Here is a 14,433-nt window from a genome sequence, read left to right as displayed (position 1 = left end):
TCACTGATTCTTAAACGTCTTGGTGTGAAATGATTCTGTTAACCAAGGCGGAACCTTTGAGGGGCCGGGCAATTTCATGTTCATGACCGATCAGATGTCCAGATTGCGTCCGGTTTTCGCGGGGGCAGCGCTTGGCGTGCTTGTTGCGGCTGGCGCCGCACAGTCGGCGGCTGCCCTGAGAGAAGCTGACCCCTCGCCCCCTGATGCCAAAACCGCGCAGCAGATGTTTGCCGACGCCCCGGACGGGGTCGACCCGATCGTCACCGGCCCGGTCAGCGCCGCATTCAAGCAGCGCCAGAAGGCAGCCAACTGCGACACCGCCGTCTGGCCGAACATTCCCGCGACCTGCTATCCGGATTAATATTGCGACGGCTACCTGACAAAGGTAGCACTCCGGCACACCCTCCTCTGCCGTGACGGACAGTCCGGCAGGACAGAGAGGGTTGCCTGGCGCCGACCCTAAGCCGACCGCACCGGATCGAGCGTGACCTTGTAGAGCTCGTTGTCGTCGCGATCCATCAGCCGCACCGTTAGTTGCTCGGTGGCGCCGGAAATGTCGACCAGGCCGAAGAACTGCAGGCCCGCTGATGGCGGCAGGTTCTGGCCCTGCTCGGCGCTCGGCGCCTTGATGAACTTCAGCTCGGGCCCGAAGGTCATGTCGAGATCGTTGGGACCGAAGGTGCCGGCGTGGATCGGGCCGGAGACGAATTCCCAGAACGGGTTGAAATCCTGGAACTGCGCCTTGTCCGGATTGTAGTAATGCGCCGCCGTATAGTGGACGTCGGCGGTCAGCCACACCGTGTTGGTGATGCCGGCGTTCTTGATGTAGCGCAGCAGGTCGGCGAACTCGAGCTCGCGGCCTTTTGGCGTGCCATTGTCGCCGTTGCTGACCGCCTCGGCTCCGGCCTTTTTGGCCGCGTCGTTCCAGACGACGAGGCCGAGCGGCATGTCGGCGGCGATGATCTTCCAGGTCGCCTTGGAATTCGCCAGCTCGCGCTTCAGCCACTGCGTCTGCTGCTCGCCGAGCATGCGCGACTTCGGCGTCAGCGTGTCCTCCATGTCGGGGCCGTTCGGGCCGCGATAGGAGCGCATGTCGAGGAAGAACACGTCGAGCAGCGGCCCGTGGGCGATCTTGCGATAGACGCGTCCCGGTTCCGAAGGTTCGTAGCGGATGGTCGTCATCTCATGGAAGGCGCGCGCCGCGCGGGCCGCCAGCACAGGGATGGATTTTTCCGTGTAGCGGTTGTCGGTCGTCAGGTCCTTCGAATCCGACCAGTTGTTCACCACCTCGTGGTCGTCCCACTGGTAGAAGGTCGGGCAGATGGCGCTGAGCGCGAGCACGTGCTTGTCCATCATGTTGTACTTCCACTGGTCGCGATACTCGTCCAGCGTTTCGGCAACCTTGCGCTTGCCGTCGATCATGACGACGTTCTTCCACTTGCCGCCGCCGGGCAGGTCGACCTCGTCCTTCATGGCGCCGTCGGCATAGATCGTGTCGCCGGAATGGAGGAAGAAGTCAGGCGTGTGCTTGGCGATGGTGGAGTACGTCTTCATGCCGGTCTCGTCGATGCCCCAGCCCTGGCCGGCGGTGTCGCCCGACCACGCGAAGCGCACGTCGCGCTTCGACGCCGGCGCGGTGCGGAAACGGCCGACGATCGGCTCGGAGACGGCGTTGATGTCGGAAAGATCGGCGGCCGTCATCCGGTAGAAAATGTCCTGGTCGGCGGCGAGGTCGGTGAGCAGCCGCTTCACCGTATAGTCGCTGGCGGGCGAGGTATCGAGCGGCGCCAGCCTGACGGCGTCGGCGAAGCTTTCGGTGGTCGACACTTCGTACATCACGCGCGCCGGCCGGTCGGTGCGGGTCCAGACCATGCCGGAGGTGGCGTCGACATCGCCGGACTGGACGCCGTGGGTGAAGGCCGGGCGCTGATTGGCGCGCGAATAGTAAGGCAACGCGAGTCCGGAGGCGCCGACTAGGCCAAAGGCGCTGGCCGAGGTGACGAAAGCGCGGCGGGTTAACGAGAGCTTGTTCATGGCTGTCTCCGGATGGCGTTGAACGGGACCGCCAACCTCCGGCCTCAATGTTTCAGGCGCATATCGGAACCATGAAATTTTGATAACAGGTCACAGCTCTCCCCTTCTCCCCTTGCGGGAGAAGGGGAAGTCGCGCTTACGCCGCCTGCGGTTCCGGCTCAAAAGCCGGCTTGCTCGTGTTGATCAAGAGCGAAATACAGGCCGCGGCTATGCCGGTCATGCCGGCGATCAGGAAGGCAAGCTCGTAATTGCCCTGCAATTCGCGCATCGTGCCGCCGAAGGCCGCCGCCGCCGCGGCGCCCACTTGGTGGCCGGCGACGATCCAGCCGAACACGATCGGGCCGCTGCGGTCGCCGAAAGCTTCGTTGGCGAGCCTGAGCGTCGGCGGCACGGTGGCGATCCAGTCGAGCCCATATAGCACGGCGAAGATGATCAGGCTGACGGCCGAGAAGCCGGAATAGGGCAGATAGATCAGCGACAGGCCGCGCACGGCATAATAGACGCCAAGCAGCTTGCGCGGATCGAAACGGTCGGTGAGCCAGCCGGACAGCGTCGTGCCGATCAGGTCGAAGATGCCCATCATCGACAACAGCCCGGCTGCCTGCACCTCGCCGATGCCCATGTCGCCGCAAAAGGCGATGAGGTGCGTGCCGACGAGGCCGTTTGTGGTGAAACCGCAGACGAAGAATGTGGCGAACAGGTACCAGAACACCCTGGTTCCCGCGGCACGGCGCAACGTGTTCAGCGTATGCGCCAGGAAATTGCCTTGCGCGGCCGGCGACACCGGCGGCACGTCGTCGGCATCGGCGCCATAACGCACCTGGCCGATGGAAGCCGGGCGCTCCGGCACCAGCAGAAAGACCAGCGGCACGAGAGCCGCCGTGGCAATGGCGATGGCAACGGCGACCGGCTTCCAACCTCCCGACTGAGCCAACGAGGCGAGCAGCGGCAGGAACACCAGCAGGCCGGTCGCGCTCGAGGCGGACATCAGCCCCATCACCAGGCCGCGATTGGTCTTGAACCAGCGATTGACGATGGTGGCGCCGAGCACGGTGGCGACCGCGCCCGAGCCGATGCCCGAAAATACCCCCCATGTGAGCAGCAGATGCCACGGCTTGGTCATCAGCAGGCTGAGCGCTGTGGAACCCGACATGATCAGCAGCGCGGCAAGCAGCGTGCGGCGTAGCCCGATCCGCTCCATCAACGCCGCGGCAAACGGCCCGGTGAGGCCATAGAGGAAGATGCCGACAGCGGCGGCAAGCGAGACGACATCGCGCCGCCAGCCGAAGCTCTCTTCCAGCGGCAGCATCATGACCGCCGGCGCGGAACGAAGCCCGGCGGCGATCAGCAGGCAGAAGAAGATGACTGCGACGACGACGAAGGCGTAGCGCTGGCCAAAGGGACGGGAATGAGCTATCATGTTACTGACCGGTACGTTGCAATGGAGCGGCGCCATTCATACGTACCGGTCAGTAACATTGTCAAGCGAGTTTGTTGAATGCCATCGGACAATAAAATTGAAGCGTCGATCAGCGGAGCCGGCACGGCACCGGCGCCGAAGGCTGCCGACAAGATCCTCGACGTGGCGCGCGATCTGTTCTATCGCGAAGGCATCCGGGCGATCGGCGTCGACGAGATCGTCAGGCGCGCCGGCGTCACCAAGCCCAGCCTGTACCGGACCTTCCCGTCCAAGGACGAACTCGCCGCTTCCTATCTGCGCAAGTACGACCTCGAATTCTGGCAGCGGTTCGACGACGCCGTGGACGCGCATCCTGGCAGCCCGCGCGCGCAGATCATCGCTTTCCTCACTCGCGTCGGCAAACGCACGCAGAGGCCGGACTATCGCGGCTGCGGCATGACCAATGCGGCGGTCGAATATCCCGAGCACGGCCATCCCGCGCGGGTGGTGAGCGAGAACAACAAGCAGGAATTGCGCCGGCGCCTGCGCGCCATGGCGGCAGCGATGGGTGCGAGTGATTCCGACACGCTGGGCGATGGGCTGCTGCTGCTGATCGAGGGCGCCTATATCAGCGGCCAATTGTTCGGCCTCGGCGGACCGGCGGCATCAGTCGCCCGTAACGCCGATCTGCTGATTGAAGCCAGCTTGAAGAACTAGTGTCCGCTGCTTCGGCGCTTTTCCTGCAACGTCGGCTGTTGGCGAAACCATCGAGGAGAGCGCCCCTCTCCCCGTCGCTATACAGGGAGAGGATGCCGGCAGGCAGGTGAGGAGCAGCACCGGCCTAGACAATTGACCCTTCGCGCCAACCCAGCTTCCTAGGCTCACGCGGGTTTTAACGCTACGCTGCTGCACCAAACGGAGGTCTTCGGATGCGCGCCTGGCTTGCTCTTACTGCCTTTGTCATCCTTGGTGGCTCGGCCCATGCCGGCGACATTTCCAGCGACTATACCGACCTCGACTGGAAGAAGGACTGCGTGACCTACGCGCAATCGGAAGAAGGCGACGGCGACTGGGCGAACCTCGCCTGCGCGGGCTATCGCGGCTATCCGGTGCTGATCGGCTATGACGACGCGCGCGAGTCCGTCTACTACGGTTTTCCCTCCGACGACATGACCGCCATCTGGGAGAGTTTCTCCGGGTTCAACACCGCTGGGGCGAAGGTCGAGTGGCGCATCGAAACCAATGGCGACAAGGCGGTGCCCTTCGCCGTCATTCATCGTCGCGAGATCAGCAATCCCGAAAACGAAAACAAGCCGACCGAGGTGCTGGTCGTCGCCAAGGTCGCGCAGCCGGAGGAGCATGAGGGCTGCACAATCGGCCTCGTGCTCGCTACCGGCAACCCTCAGGCCAACGATCAGGCCCGCAAGCTCGCCGACCAAAAGGCGAAGGGTTTTGCTTGCGGCAAGGACAAGCGCGAGGTGATCGGCAACGTGCCGGACTTCGGGCGAGTAGATAACTAGAAATCAGAGGGTGTTCGACGAATGCGAGACGGCGAAGGTTGCGCATCCGTCATCCTTGGGCGGAGCCAGGAGCGAAGCGACGCGGCGCAGACCCAAGGATCCATGCCGTTACATCAAGGCGTTGCCACGGTGCAGTAATTCTGTTCCGTAACGATCTTCGCGCGACCTCACGGCATGGATCCCAGGGTCTCCGCGACGGAGCTGCGCTCCTGCTTCGCCCTGGGATGACGACGTTGAGGGCTCGCCCAAGCCCCATCGCCCAGCCGTTGGCTGCCGCTTACCTACTTGACCGCCTTCGCCCGTTCGATCGCCTCGACGATTATCTTCTTGGCATAGTTGGAATCGTGCCAGCCCTCGATCTTGACCCATTTGCCGGGCTCGAGATCCTTGTAGTGCTCGAAGAAGTGCTGCACCTGCTGGCGGGTGATTTCCGGCAGGTGCGTGTATTCGGTGACATTCTCGTAGCGCAGCGTCAGCTTCGGCGAGGGAACCGCGATCACCTTCTCGTCCTGGCCGGCATTGTCTTCCATGATCAAGACGCCGATCGGCCGCACATTGATGACGCAGCCCGGCACCAGCGCGCGCGTGTTGCAGACGAGCACGTCGATTGGGTCGCCGTCCCCCGACAAAGTGTGCGGCACGAAGCCGTAATTGCCGGGATAGCGCATCGAGGTGTGCAGGAAGCGGTCGACGAACAGCGTGCCGGCCTCCTTGTCCATCTCGTACTTGATCGGCTCGCCGCCGATCGGCACCTCGATGATGACGTTGATGTCCTCGGGCGGATTCTTCCCCGTTGGTACGGCTTCGATGCGCATGCTCAAATCCCTCTCTCGATTTGTGAGATCGATAGCGGGCGGCGCTTCATGGTGCAATGCGGCGAATAGCACTGGACGCTAATGGAAGCGCACAGTTTGTGATGGATTGTAACCCAATGCATGTCGCCCAAGACTGCGCAGCGGTTTTGGGCGAACGATATGCATCAAACGAAGACTTGAAGCACGTCACCGCTACGCGCTTTAAGTGGCGGCCATCATTCCCAGACGAAGGCAACCTTCTTCAGCGCCTTCTGCTCGAAGACCTCGACGCCTTCGGCGACGTCGCGGCCGCCATTGCCGGCATAGAAGGCCAGCGCGTTGTAATTGTCCTCCAGCGCCCACACCACCAGGCCTCTGAGGCCGTGGTCGGCAAGGCGCGTCCGCGCCGCCTTGAACAGCCTGCTGCCGAGGCCGATGCCCTGATATTCCGGACGCAGGTAAAGCTCGTAGATCTCGCCTTGCTGCCTGAGCTCGCGGGCGCGGTTCCTGCCGATCGTGGCATAGCCGGCGATCGTGCCCCCGATCTCGACCACCAGCACGGTCGCTGCCTTGCGAATTGCGTTCGCCCACCAATCGGGGCCGCGGCGATTGATCATGGCCGTCAGCGTGCGATGCGGGATGATGCCGGAATAGGCGCCGCGCCATGCCTCCTGGTGCACGTCCGCGATAGCCATTGCATCGCGAGGGTCGGCTTTCCGGATGTCGATCGTCAGCGTGTTCATGATTTGTTAATCATAAACCCGCTTGGCCCGACTGCAAAGAGTCCGCGCTGTCGCGCCCGCGCTTTCTCACAAACGAGCTTGGCGGCGTCGGAGGCGCCGAAAACCAGCCCTCACCCGGCCCCGGCAGAGCAGATTTTCAGTCAGTTCCGTCAGATCTCGACGAGATGGTCATCCAATTCATTGGTGTCGCCGGCGGTAACCGGGAAATGCTCGGCCAGCACCGCGCCGACCGATTCGATCGCCTTGGCGAAGCCGTCGGCGAGTCGGTCGTCGCCCGCGTGCTGTGTCAGGTCCCGCACCACGCCATCCCAGACATGCTGGCCGACCTTAGCATCGATGCCGCTGTCGGCAACGACCTCGGCATAGCGCTCGGCGATGGAGACGAAGATCAGCACGCCCGTCCTCGCCTGGGTGCGGTGGACGTTGCGGGCGAGAAATTGCTTCATCGCATTGGCATGCGCCGCCTGGTAGCGCAGCCGTTTCGGCACGAGGTGAATGCGCAAGCCGGGCAGCGCCCAGAGGAGCGCGAGCATGCAGCCAAACGCCAGAAGCTGAGCAAGTACGAAATGCGGCAAACGGATGGTCAGCCACAAGGCTTCCAGCCCGTAGGCCACTGCGAGGCTGACGACAATCGTGGCGAGCGCCGCCGCGAACGCGGCCGGGAAGAAATAGCCGTCGCTGGACCCCGCCACAACGCAGTATATCTCGCCGTCGGTCCTTGCTTCCGCGGCACGGATGGCACCGGCGATGCGGTCATGGTCCTCGGGGCTGATCGGTCGCGTTGCCATGGTTTCTCACCAGCTTCCAGAGGAGCCGCCGCCGCCCGACGAACCGCCGCCGCCGGAAAACCCGCCACCGCCGCCACCGGAGGACCAACCTCCACCGCCCGACGACCAGCCGCCGCCACCGGACGACCATCCGCCGGAGGATCGCCGGCTGGGCTCGAAGGTCATGCCGAGCCAGCGGTAGCGGCCGGGCCCGATCTTCTGGCCGAAGATCGGCGGCAGCACCGTCAGCGCGATGCCGCCGAAGAAGATCAGCGCCCATATGGTGATGAAGATGGCGAAGAACAGGTCGTCGGAGTTGAACGGCGCCTGCTCGTTGCGCTTGCCGCGCGCCTCCAGCTCCTCCGGATTGCCCTCCAGCACCATGATGATGTCGTCGACGGCCTTGCTGATGCCGCCGGAGAAGTCCCCGGCGCGGAAGGCCGGCACCATGTCGTTTTCGATGATCAGCTTGGTGTGCAGGTCGGTCAGCGTGCCTTCCAGCCCGTAGCCGACCTCGATGCGCATCTTGCGATCGTTCGGCGCAACCAGGAGAAGAACACCATTGTTCTCTTTGGCCTGGCCGAGCTTCCAGAAGCGGAACAGCCGGTTGGCGTAGGGCTCGATCTCCTCGCCGCCGAGGGTGGGGATGGTCGCGACGACGATCTGGTCGGAGCCTTCCTTCTCGAAATCGGCGAGTTTCTGGGTCAGCGCCGCGCGCGTGCCGGCATCGATAATGCCGGCATTGTCGACGACACGGCCGCTAAGCGGGGGCAGGTCGGCGGCAAGGGCGGCGATGGGGAGGAGGAGGCAGAAGATGCTCAGCAAAACGCCGATGAAGGCATTCCGTCCCACCCCCCTCTGGCCTGCCGGCCATCTCCCCCGCAAGGGGGGAGATTGGCAGCTTCGCCGCCAGCCATCTCCTCCACACGCCGAAAACTGGCGAAGAGACAGATGACGGCTAATCTCCCCCCAAGAGGGGGAGATGTCCGGCAGGACAGAGGGGGGCGCGAAGGAACGCAAGGCCTGCAAGCTCGATTAAATTTCAGTCGCGCCGCTCACCCGCCCTGCTTGGTGCTCGTGCCGAAATCCACTTTCGGCACCTGCATCTTGTCTTCCTCGACGGTGAAGTTCGCAAACGGCTCATTGCCGCGGAACCAGAATGTCGCCCACAGCACCGACGGGAAGGTCCTCAGCGTCAGATTGTACTCCCTGACCGCCTGGATGTAGTCGCGACGCGCCACCGCGATGCGGTTCTCGGTGCCCTCGAGCTGCGCCTGCAGCGCGAGGAAATTCTGGTTGGCCTTGAGGTCGGGATAGTTTTCCGAGACCGCGATCAACCGCGACAGCGCGCCCGTCAGCCCGGCCTGGGCATCCTGGAATCTTTTGAGGGCTTCCGGATCCTTCAGCGTCTCCGGCGTCACCGTGATCTGCGTCGCCTTGGCGCGCGCCTGGACGACCGCGTCGAGCGTGTCCTTCTCGTGCGAGGCGTAGCCCTTCACCGTCTCGACCAGGTTGGGGATCAGGTCGGCGCGACGCTGATACTGGTTGAGCACCTCGCTCCAGGCCGCCCTGGCATTCTCCTCCGCCGTCGGGATGGTGTTGTAGCCGCAGCCGGCAAGCAGCGGCAGCACGAAGGCCATCATCAGCAAGGCCGGCAAATTGCGGAAAGCGGAGGGTAGAAGGAGGCGCTCGGCGAACATGATTGGTCCCCTCGACAGAAGTTGTGATGCGAAGCATTACCACAATCCGTGCGCAAGAAAATGACCCGGTCGTGGCAGCGCTCTGATCTTGGTCGCTCGCCCCTGTGAATACGCGACCGAACAGGCTAAGCTCCGGGCCGGAAAGGACATTTGCCATGGCCGAGCGCCGGGACGACGAGAATGAATCGCGCCGCATCCTTGAGCGCGTGGCGCGCGAAACGACGCCGGGCGGCGCTTCCTTCGTCGCCCGCACCGCGAAGGACGCACGCGACCACGTGACCGCGGCCGATGCCGACCGCTCCGATCCGATCGAAGTTTGGGGCACCCGCATTGGCCGAACGCTCGGCCTCATCATCGCCATTGGGCTGTTGGTCTGGCTGGTGTATGCCGCCACGCAGGGTGGCTAGGAACCGAATTTCATGAATGCTGATAAAACCGACGCGCCGCGCGCGGTCATCGTCATCTCCAGTCATGTCGCCCGCGGCTCGGTCGGCAACCGCGCCGCGGTGTTCGCGCTGGAGACGCTGGGGTTTCCGGTCTGGGCGGTGCCGACCGTGATCCTGCCCTGGCATCCAGGCCACAGCCGCGCCACCCGCATCGTGCCGCCGCTCGAGCAGTTCAAGGCGCTGATGGCCGATCTCGAGCGTGCGCCGTGGTTGGGCGAGGTGAGCGCGGTGCTCTCGGGCTATCTCGGTGAGGCCGGCCAGGCGGAGGCCGTCGCTTCGCTGGTTGCGGCCGTCAAGGCGAGGACACCGGATGCCCTTTATGTCTGCGACCCGGTGATGGGCGATTCAGGCGGCCTTTATGTGCCGGAGCCGACGGCCGTCGCGCTGCGCGACAGGCTGATGCCGATCGCCGACATCGCCACGCCCAACCGCTACGAGCTCGAATGGATGGCCGGAGCGCCGCTGCCCGACATCAAGTCGGTGACGGCGGCCGCCCTGCACGCCGGTCCCTCCACCATGCTGGTCACCTCGGCACCCTCGATGATGGCGGGCGGCACCGGTAACTTCCTCCTCGACGACCGACACGCGCTGCTTGCCGAGCACCGCCTGATCGAGAAGCCGCCGAACGGGTTGGGCGACCTGACGGCCGCCGTCTATCTCGCCCGCATCCTTTCCGGCCAGCCGGCAGCGAAGGCGCTGCAGTCGACCACGGCCGCCGTCTACGAGATTCTTGCCCGCACCGCCAAACGCGGCGGCGACGAGCTGCAATTGGAGACCGACGCGCAGAGCCTGTCGCATCCGATGGCCATGGTGCAGCTTCGCCATCTCCTCCACCCCGGGCGGGACAAGCGGGCGTGAGGCCAGGCGGCGGCGTGCTGGCCGGCGTCGACGGCTGCAAGGCCGGCTGGATCGCCGTCCATCGCCAGCCTGGCGCGCCGCCATCGGCATCGGTCTTCGCGACTTTCGAGGCTCTGCTACACGCCCTACCCGATGCCACGATCGCCGTCGACATGCCGATCGGCCTGCCTGATTTTTCCAGCCGCGGCGGTCGCGGGCCCGAAGCGCTGGTGCGTCCGCTGCTCGGAGCACGGCAGTCGAGCGTCTTTGCCATACCATCGCGCGCGGCGCTCTACGCCGATACCGGCAACTTCACCACGGTCGAAGCCTGGTATGCCGCGCACCGGCGGGCGAGCGAGGTGGCGATGACGACTTCCAATCCGCCGCGCGGCGTTTCCATCCAGGCCTTCGGTATTTTTTCGAAGATTCGCGAGATCGACCAGCTGTTGATCGCGCGACCGGATTTGCGCGGCCGCATCTTCGAATCGCACCCAGAAGTCGCCTTCTGCCGGATGAACGGCGGCACCGCGATGATCCTGCCCAAGAAGATCAAGGGCACTATCAACCCGGCCGGCATAGAGGAGCGCAAGGCGCTGCTTTGCCGGCAAGGCTATGACAAGACCTTCCTCGACCAGGCGCCGCCGAAGGGTGCCGCCAGCGACGACTTCCTCGACGCGGCCGCCATGATGTTGATCGCCGGCCGCATCGCCAGCGGCGAGGCGCGGCCCTCGCCCGATCCGCCGCTGACCGACCGCTTCGGCATTCAGGTCGCCATCTGGGCATGACCGAACGGGGCGGCCGGCATGCGTTTGCGACGCCGCCATCCGCAATTCGGCATTGCCCGCGACCGGCTTTTGCCGCTAGAGGCTTTTTCGATCGCAACGAGCTGCCGCCCCAAACCCGGAAAGGCGCCCATGCCCCATCTCCCCGAACATCTGCTGACCGGCTATCGCAACTTCATGAGCGGCCGCTATCCCGCCGAAAGCGACCGCTACCGCTCGCTGGCGCGCGAGGGCCAGGCGCCCGAGACCATGATCGTCGCCTGCTGCGATTCCCGCTCGGCCCCCGAAGCGATCTTCGATGCCGGGCCGGGCGAGCTCTTCGTGCTGCGCAATGTCGGCAATCTCGTGCCGCCCTATGAGCCGGACGGCGAGTTCCACTCGACCTCTGCCGCGCTCGAGTTCGCCGTGCAGAGCCTGAAGGTTAAGAACATCGTGGTGATGGGCCATGGCCGCTGCGGCGGCATCCGCGCCGCGCTCGATACCAATTTTGCGCCGCTGTCGCCCGGCGATTTCATCGGCAAATGGATGAGCCTGATCGCGCCGGCTGCCGAGACCGTCTCGTCCAGCACCTTCATGACAGCGACCGAGCGCCAGACGGCGCTGGAGCGCATCTCGATCCGCTATTCGATCGCCAATCTCAGGACATTCCCTTGCGTTTCGATCCTCGAGGGCAAGGGCAAGCTTACCCTGCACGGCGCCTGGTTCGACATCTCGACCGGCGAGCTCTGGGTGATGAACAAGGAGACCGGCGATTTCGAGCGGCCGGAGCTTTGATGGAGGGTTGATGGAGCGGATCTGGTGTAGGTTTTTCCTTGCGGCAGCGCTGCTGCTGTCCGCGACGATCAGCGCCAGCGCGGATGACAGCGCCGTCATCGATCGTTGGTATTCGGCACTCCTGGTCGCCGACCGCACCGAACTGTCCGAATTGCTTTCTGAAGAGGTGCACATGAAGCTCGACGATGTCGGCGTCGTCCAGGACAAGCAGGAATTCCTCGCGTCGATCGACGAATGGCAAGGCGCGGTTGCCGGCGCCGCCATCCGCCATCGCATCGAGAAGAGCGAAAAGGGCGAGACCACGGTGCTCGCCTGCTACGATTTCCCCGAGAACGACACGCTGATGCGCGAGACCTTCACCGTCGTCGGCGGCCGCATAACCGCCAGCACCCAGACGGCGGTCGCGCAGGACTGCAGCGCCTACTGATCCTGTTGTTGCGCGGTGCCGAGCACCGCCCTACATCGGGATAACCCCTGCATTCAGCCCCACCAAAAGCGCCTATGGATTTGCCCATGTCAAAGACCGTCGACCTCGCCGCCCATCCGCTGACGCTTTGGCAAGGCCCGCTCGGCCTGCCCGATTTCACCCGCATCGGCGACAATGATTTCGGGCCGGTATTCGACGCGGCGCTGGCAGCGCACAAGGCTGAGATCGACGCGATCGCCGGCAACAGCGAGGCGGCAACGATCGAAAACACGCTGGCTGCACTTGAGCTCGCCGGCGAGCCGCTCGACCATGTCTCGTCGATCTTCTGGTGTCGTGCCGGCGCCCACACCAACGACACCATCCAGCAGCTGGAGCGCGAGATTTCGCCCAAGATGTCGCGGCACTTCTCCGCGATCTCGATGAACGAGAAGCTGTTTGCCCGCATCGACGACCTCTACCAGCGCCGCGACAGGCTGAGCCTCGATGCCGAGACGTTGCGTGTGCTGGAAAAGACCTGGAAAGGCTTCGTCCGCTCCGGTGCGAAGCTCGATGCGGAAGGCAAGAAGCGGCTGGCGGCAATCAACGAGGAACTCTCCTCGCTCGGCACCAAATTCGGCCAGAATGTGCTGGCCGACGAACGCGACTGGGCGCTGTTCCTCGACGAGGCTGATCTCGTCGGCCTGCCGGATTTCTTGAAGAGCTCGATGGCCGAGGCGGCCGAGATGCGTGGCCAGAAAGGTCGCTATGGGGTGACGCTGTCGCGCTCGATCTACGAGCCGTTCTCGACCTTCTCGGAGCGCCGCGACCTGCGCGAGATCGCCTTCCGCGCCTTCATCATGCGCGGCCAGAATGGTGGCGCCAGCGACAATACCGATGTGGTGCGCGACATGCTGAAGCTGCGCGCCGAGAAGGCGAGGCTGCTCGGCTATGAGTCTTTCGCGGCGCTTAAGCTCGACGACACGATGGCGAAGACGCCGAAGGCGGTGCACAACCTGCTCGATCCGGTTTGGGAAAAGGCGCTGGAAAAGGCGGCCGCCGATCAGAAGCAGCTGGAGCGGCTGGCCACCGAAGCCGGCAGCAACGAAAAATTCGCGGCATGGGACTGGCGCTTCTACCAGGAGAAGCTGCGCGCCGAGAAATTCGCCTTCGACGAGGCCGAGCTGAAGCCCTACCTGCAGCTCGAGCGCGTGATCGACGCCTGCTTCGACGTCGCGACCAAGCTGTTCGGCATCAGCTTCGAAGAGAAGAAGGGCATTGCCGCCTGGCATCCCGACGCGCGCGTCTTCGTGGTCAAGAACGCGGACGGCAGCGAGCGCGGCCTGTTTCTGGCGGATTACTTCGCGCGACCCTCGAAACGCTCCGGCGCCTGGATGAGCGCGCTGAAATCCGGCTACAAACTTGGGAAAGGCGCGAAGCCCGTCATCTACAACATCATGAACTTCGCCAAGCCGCCGGCCGGCGAGCAGGCCCTTCTCTCCGTCGACGAAGCAAAGACCCTGTTTCACGAATTCGGCCATGCGCTACATGGCATGCTGACCGACGTCACGTGGCCGTCGGTCTCCGGCACCTCGGTCAGCCGCGACTTCGTCGAACTGCCCTCGCAGCTCTATGAGCATTGGCTGACGGTGCCGGCGGTGCTGGAAAAGCATGCGCTGCACGTCAAGACCGGCAAGCCGATGCCGAAGGACCTGCTGGACAAGATGCTCGCCGCCCGCACCTTCGGCGCCGGCTTCGCCACGGTCGAGTTCACCGCCTCGGCGCTGATCGACATGGCTTATCACGCAAGGCCGGACGCGCCGGCCGAGCCGCTTCCGTTCGAGGCCGAAACGCTGGAAAAGCTGCATATGCCCAACACCATCGCCATGCGTCATCGCACCCCGCATTTCGGTCATATCTTCGCCGGCGAAGGTTATTCAGCCGGCTACTATTCCTACATGTGGTCGGAGGTGCTGGACGCCGACGCCTTTTCCGCCTTCGAGGAAACAGGCGATCCTTTCAACCCGGAACTGGCCGAGCGGCTGAGGAAGAACATCTACGCCGCCGGCGGAGCGAAGGATCCGGAAGAGCTTTACACGGCCTTCCGCGGCAAGATGCCTTCGCCCGAGGCGATGATGGTGAAAAGAGGGTTGGTGTAGCGCGCCCCTCCCTTCTCCCCATGTGGGAGAAGGTGGATCGGCGCGGAGCGCCGAGACGGATGAGGGGTGTTCCAG

At 64.2% G+C, this 14,433-nt stretch carries 16 protein-coding genes; 9 read left to right on the top strand and 7 right to left on the bottom strand.

What is annotated here, in order from left to right; translation table 11 throughout:
• Positions 1 to 76: 76 nt before the first annotated feature.
• The gene (locus CK222_RS05790) at positions 77 to 361 is read left to right on the top strand and encodes a hypothetical protein (protein WP_245430752.1); all 285 of its coding nucleotides are present in this window, start codon (positions 77 to 79) and stop codon (positions 359 to 361) included.
• Positions 362 to 459: 98 nt separating this feature from the next.
• On the opposite strand, the gene CK222_RS05785 is transcribed toward CK222_RS05790, so the two are convergent.
• Positions 460 to 2,034: an alkaline phosphatase gene (locus tag CK222_RS05785; protein WP_095799701.1), complete on the bottom strand. Its 1,575-nt coding sequence runs from the start codon at positions 2,032 to 2,034 to the stop codon at positions 460 to 462.
• A gap of 136 nt (positions 2,035 to 2,170) precedes the next feature.
• Positions 2,171 to 3,454, bottom strand: a complete 1,284-nt coding sequence (locus CK222_RS05780) for an MFS transporter (RefSeq protein ID WP_095799700.1) — start codon at positions 3,452 to 3,454, stop codon at positions 2,171 to 2,173.
• Between the two features lie 78 nt (positions 3,455 to 3,532).
• Here CK222_RS05780 and CK222_RS05775 point away from each other — a divergent pair, with 78 nt between their 5' ends.
• Together CK222_RS05775 and CK222_RS05770 are read left to right on the top strand one after the other, a co-directional pair.
• Positions 3,533 to 4,150, top strand: coding sequence for a TetR/AcrR family transcriptional regulator (locus CK222_RS05775; protein WP_095799699.1), 618 nt, complete (start codon positions 3,533 to 3,535; stop codon positions 4,148 to 4,150).
• A gap of 212 nt (positions 4,151 to 4,362) precedes the next feature.
• Complete coding sequence (locus CK222_RS05770; RefSeq protein ID WP_067324919.1) at positions 4,363 to 4,953, top strand: hypothetical protein; 591 nt, start codon at positions 4,363 to 4,365, stop codon at positions 4,951 to 4,953.
• Positions 4,954 to 5,234: 281 nt separating this feature from the next.
• Here the strand turns inward: CK222_RS05770 and ppa are convergent, their stop codons facing one another.
• From ppa to CK222_RS05740, 5 genes are all read right to left on the bottom strand, one after another.
• The gene (gene ppa, locus CK222_RS05765; RefSeq protein WP_095799698.1) at positions 5,235 to 5,768 is read right to left on the bottom strand and encodes an inorganic diphosphatase; all 534 of its coding nucleotides are present in this window, start codon (positions 5,766 to 5,768) and stop codon (positions 5,235 to 5,237) included.
• Between the two features lie 215 nt (positions 5,769 to 5,983).
• Positions 5,984 to 6,490, bottom strand: a complete 507-nt coding sequence (locus tag CK222_RS05760) for a GNAT family N-acetyltransferase (RefSeq protein WP_067324917.1) — start codon at positions 6,488 to 6,490, stop codon at positions 5,984 to 5,986.
• Positions 6,491 to 6,639: 149 nt separating this feature from the next.
• Positions 6,640 to 7,278: a TPM domain-containing protein gene (locus CK222_RS05755; RefSeq protein ID WP_095782645.1), complete on the bottom strand. Its 639-nt coding sequence runs from the start codon at positions 7,276 to 7,278 to the stop codon at positions 6,640 to 6,642.
• Between the two features lie 6 nt (positions 7,279 to 7,284).
• Positions 7,285 to 8,109 carry a YgcG family protein gene (locus CK222_RS05750; protein ID WP_176477575.1) on the bottom strand — a complete coding sequence of 275 codons (825 nt, stop codon included), beginning with the start codon at positions 8,107 to 8,109 and terminating at the stop codon, positions 7,285 to 7,287.
• Between the two features lie 203 nt (positions 8,110 to 8,312).
• Entirely contained in the window at positions 8,313 to 8,957 is a 645-nt protein-coding gene (locus CK222_RS05740; RefSeq protein WP_095779831.1) for a LemA family protein, read from the bottom strand.
• Between the two features lie 155 nt (positions 8,958 to 9,112).
• On the opposite strand from CK222_RS05740, the gene CK222_RS05735 reads away from it, so the two are divergent.
• From CK222_RS05735 to CK222_RS05710, 6 genes are all read left to right on the top strand, one after another.
• Complete coding sequence (locus tag CK222_RS05735; protein WP_067001435.1) at positions 9,113 to 9,364, top strand: hypothetical protein; 252 nt, start codon at positions 9,113 to 9,115, stop codon at positions 9,362 to 9,364.
• A gap of 12 nt (positions 9,365 to 9,376) precedes the next feature.
• Positions 9,377 to 10,261: a pyridoxal kinase PdxY gene (gene pdxY / locus CK222_RS05730; RefSeq protein ID WP_095799696.1), complete on the top strand. Its 885-nt coding sequence runs from the start codon at positions 9,377 to 9,379 to the stop codon at positions 10,259 to 10,261.
• Positions 10,258 to 11,025 carry a DUF429 domain-containing protein gene (locus CK222_RS05725; protein ID WP_095799695.1) on the top strand — a complete coding sequence of 256 codons (768 nt, stop codon included), beginning with the start codon at positions 10,258 to 10,260 and terminating at the stop codon, positions 11,023 to 11,025. The genes pdxY and CK222_RS05725 overlap by 4 nt, the downstream gene beginning before the upstream one ends.
• A 129-nt stretch (positions 11,026 to 11,154) precedes the next feature.
• Positions 11,155 to 11,796 (top strand): carbonic anhydrase, encoded by a 642-nt coding sequence (locus tag CK222_RS05720; RefSeq protein ID WP_067001427.1) that lies wholly within the window; start codon positions 11,155 to 11,157, stop codon positions 11,794 to 11,796.
• Between the two features lie 10 nt (positions 11,797 to 11,806).
• Positions 11,807 to 12,223, top strand: a complete 417-nt coding sequence (locus CK222_RS05715; protein ID WP_095799694.1) for a hypothetical protein — start codon at positions 11,807 to 11,809, stop codon at positions 12,221 to 12,223.
• 80 nt (positions 12,224 to 12,303) lie between these two features.
• Positions 12,304 to 14,358, top strand: a complete 2,055-nt coding sequence (locus CK222_RS05710) for a M3 family metallopeptidase (RefSeq protein WP_095799957.1) — start codon at positions 12,304 to 12,306, stop codon at positions 14,356 to 14,358.
• Positions 14,359 to 14,433 lie beyond the last annotated feature (75 nt).

The organism is Mesorhizobium sp. WSM3866 (assembly GCF_002294795.1).
In the GTDB taxonomy this organism is placed as follows: Bacteria; Pseudomonadota; Alphaproteobacteria; order Rhizobiales; family Rhizobiaceae; genus Mesorhizobium.
Note: the sequence above shows the minus strand (reverse complement) of the source record. Positions and strands in the feature narration are given on the sequence as shown.

Bases quoted from the DNA above. Each gene is read 5' to 3' on its own strand.
- CK222_RS05790 (WP_245430752.1), top strand. From the start codon at position 77: ATGTTCATGACCGATCAGATGTCCAGATTGCGTCCGGTTTTCGCGGGG.
- CK222_RS05785 (WP_095799701.1), bottom strand. From the start codon at position 2,034: ATGAACAAGCTCTCGTTAACCCGCCGCGCTTTCGTCACCTCGGCCAGC.
- CK222_RS05780 (WP_095799700.1), bottom strand. From the start codon at position 3,454: ATGATAGCTCATTCCCGTCCCTTTGGCCAGCGCTACGCCTTCGTCGTC.
- CK222_RS05775 (WP_095799699.1), top strand. From the start codon at position 3,533: ATGCCATCGGACAATAAAATTGAAGCGTCGATCAGCGGAGCCGGCACG.
- CK222_RS05770 (WP_067324919.1), top strand. From the start codon at position 4,363: ATGCGCGCCTGGCTTGCTCTTACTGCCTTTGTCATCCTTGGTGGCTCG.
- ppa (WP_095799698.1), bottom strand. From the start codon at position 5,768: ATGCGCATCGAAGCCGTACCAACGGGGAAGAATCCGCCCGAGGACATC.
- CK222_RS05760 (WP_067324917.1), bottom strand. From the start codon at position 6,490: ATGAACACGCTGACGATCGACATCCGGAAAGCCGACCCTCGCGATGCA.
- CK222_RS05755 (WP_095782645.1), bottom strand. From the start codon at position 7,278: ATGGCAACGCGACCGATCAGCCCCGAGGACCATGACCGCATCGCCGGT.
- CK222_RS05740 (WP_095779831.1), bottom strand. From the start codon at position 8,957: ATGTTCGCCGAGCGCCTCCTTCTACCCTCCGCTTTCCGCAATTTGCCG.
- CK222_RS05735 (WP_067001435.1), top strand. From the start codon at position 9,113: ATGGCCGAGCGCCGGGACGACGAGAATGAATCGCGCCGCATCCTTGAG.
- pdxY (WP_095799696.1), top strand. From the start codon at position 9,377: ATGAATGCTGATAAAACCGACGCGCCGCGCGCGGTCATCGTCATCTCC.
- CK222_RS05720 (WP_067001427.1), top strand. From the start codon at position 11,155: ATGCCCCATCTCCCCGAACATCTGCTGACCGGCTATCGCAACTTCATG.
- CK222_RS05715 (WP_095799694.1), top strand. From the start codon at position 11,807: ATGGAGCGGATCTGGTGTAGGTTTTTCCTTGCGGCAGCGCTGCTGCTG.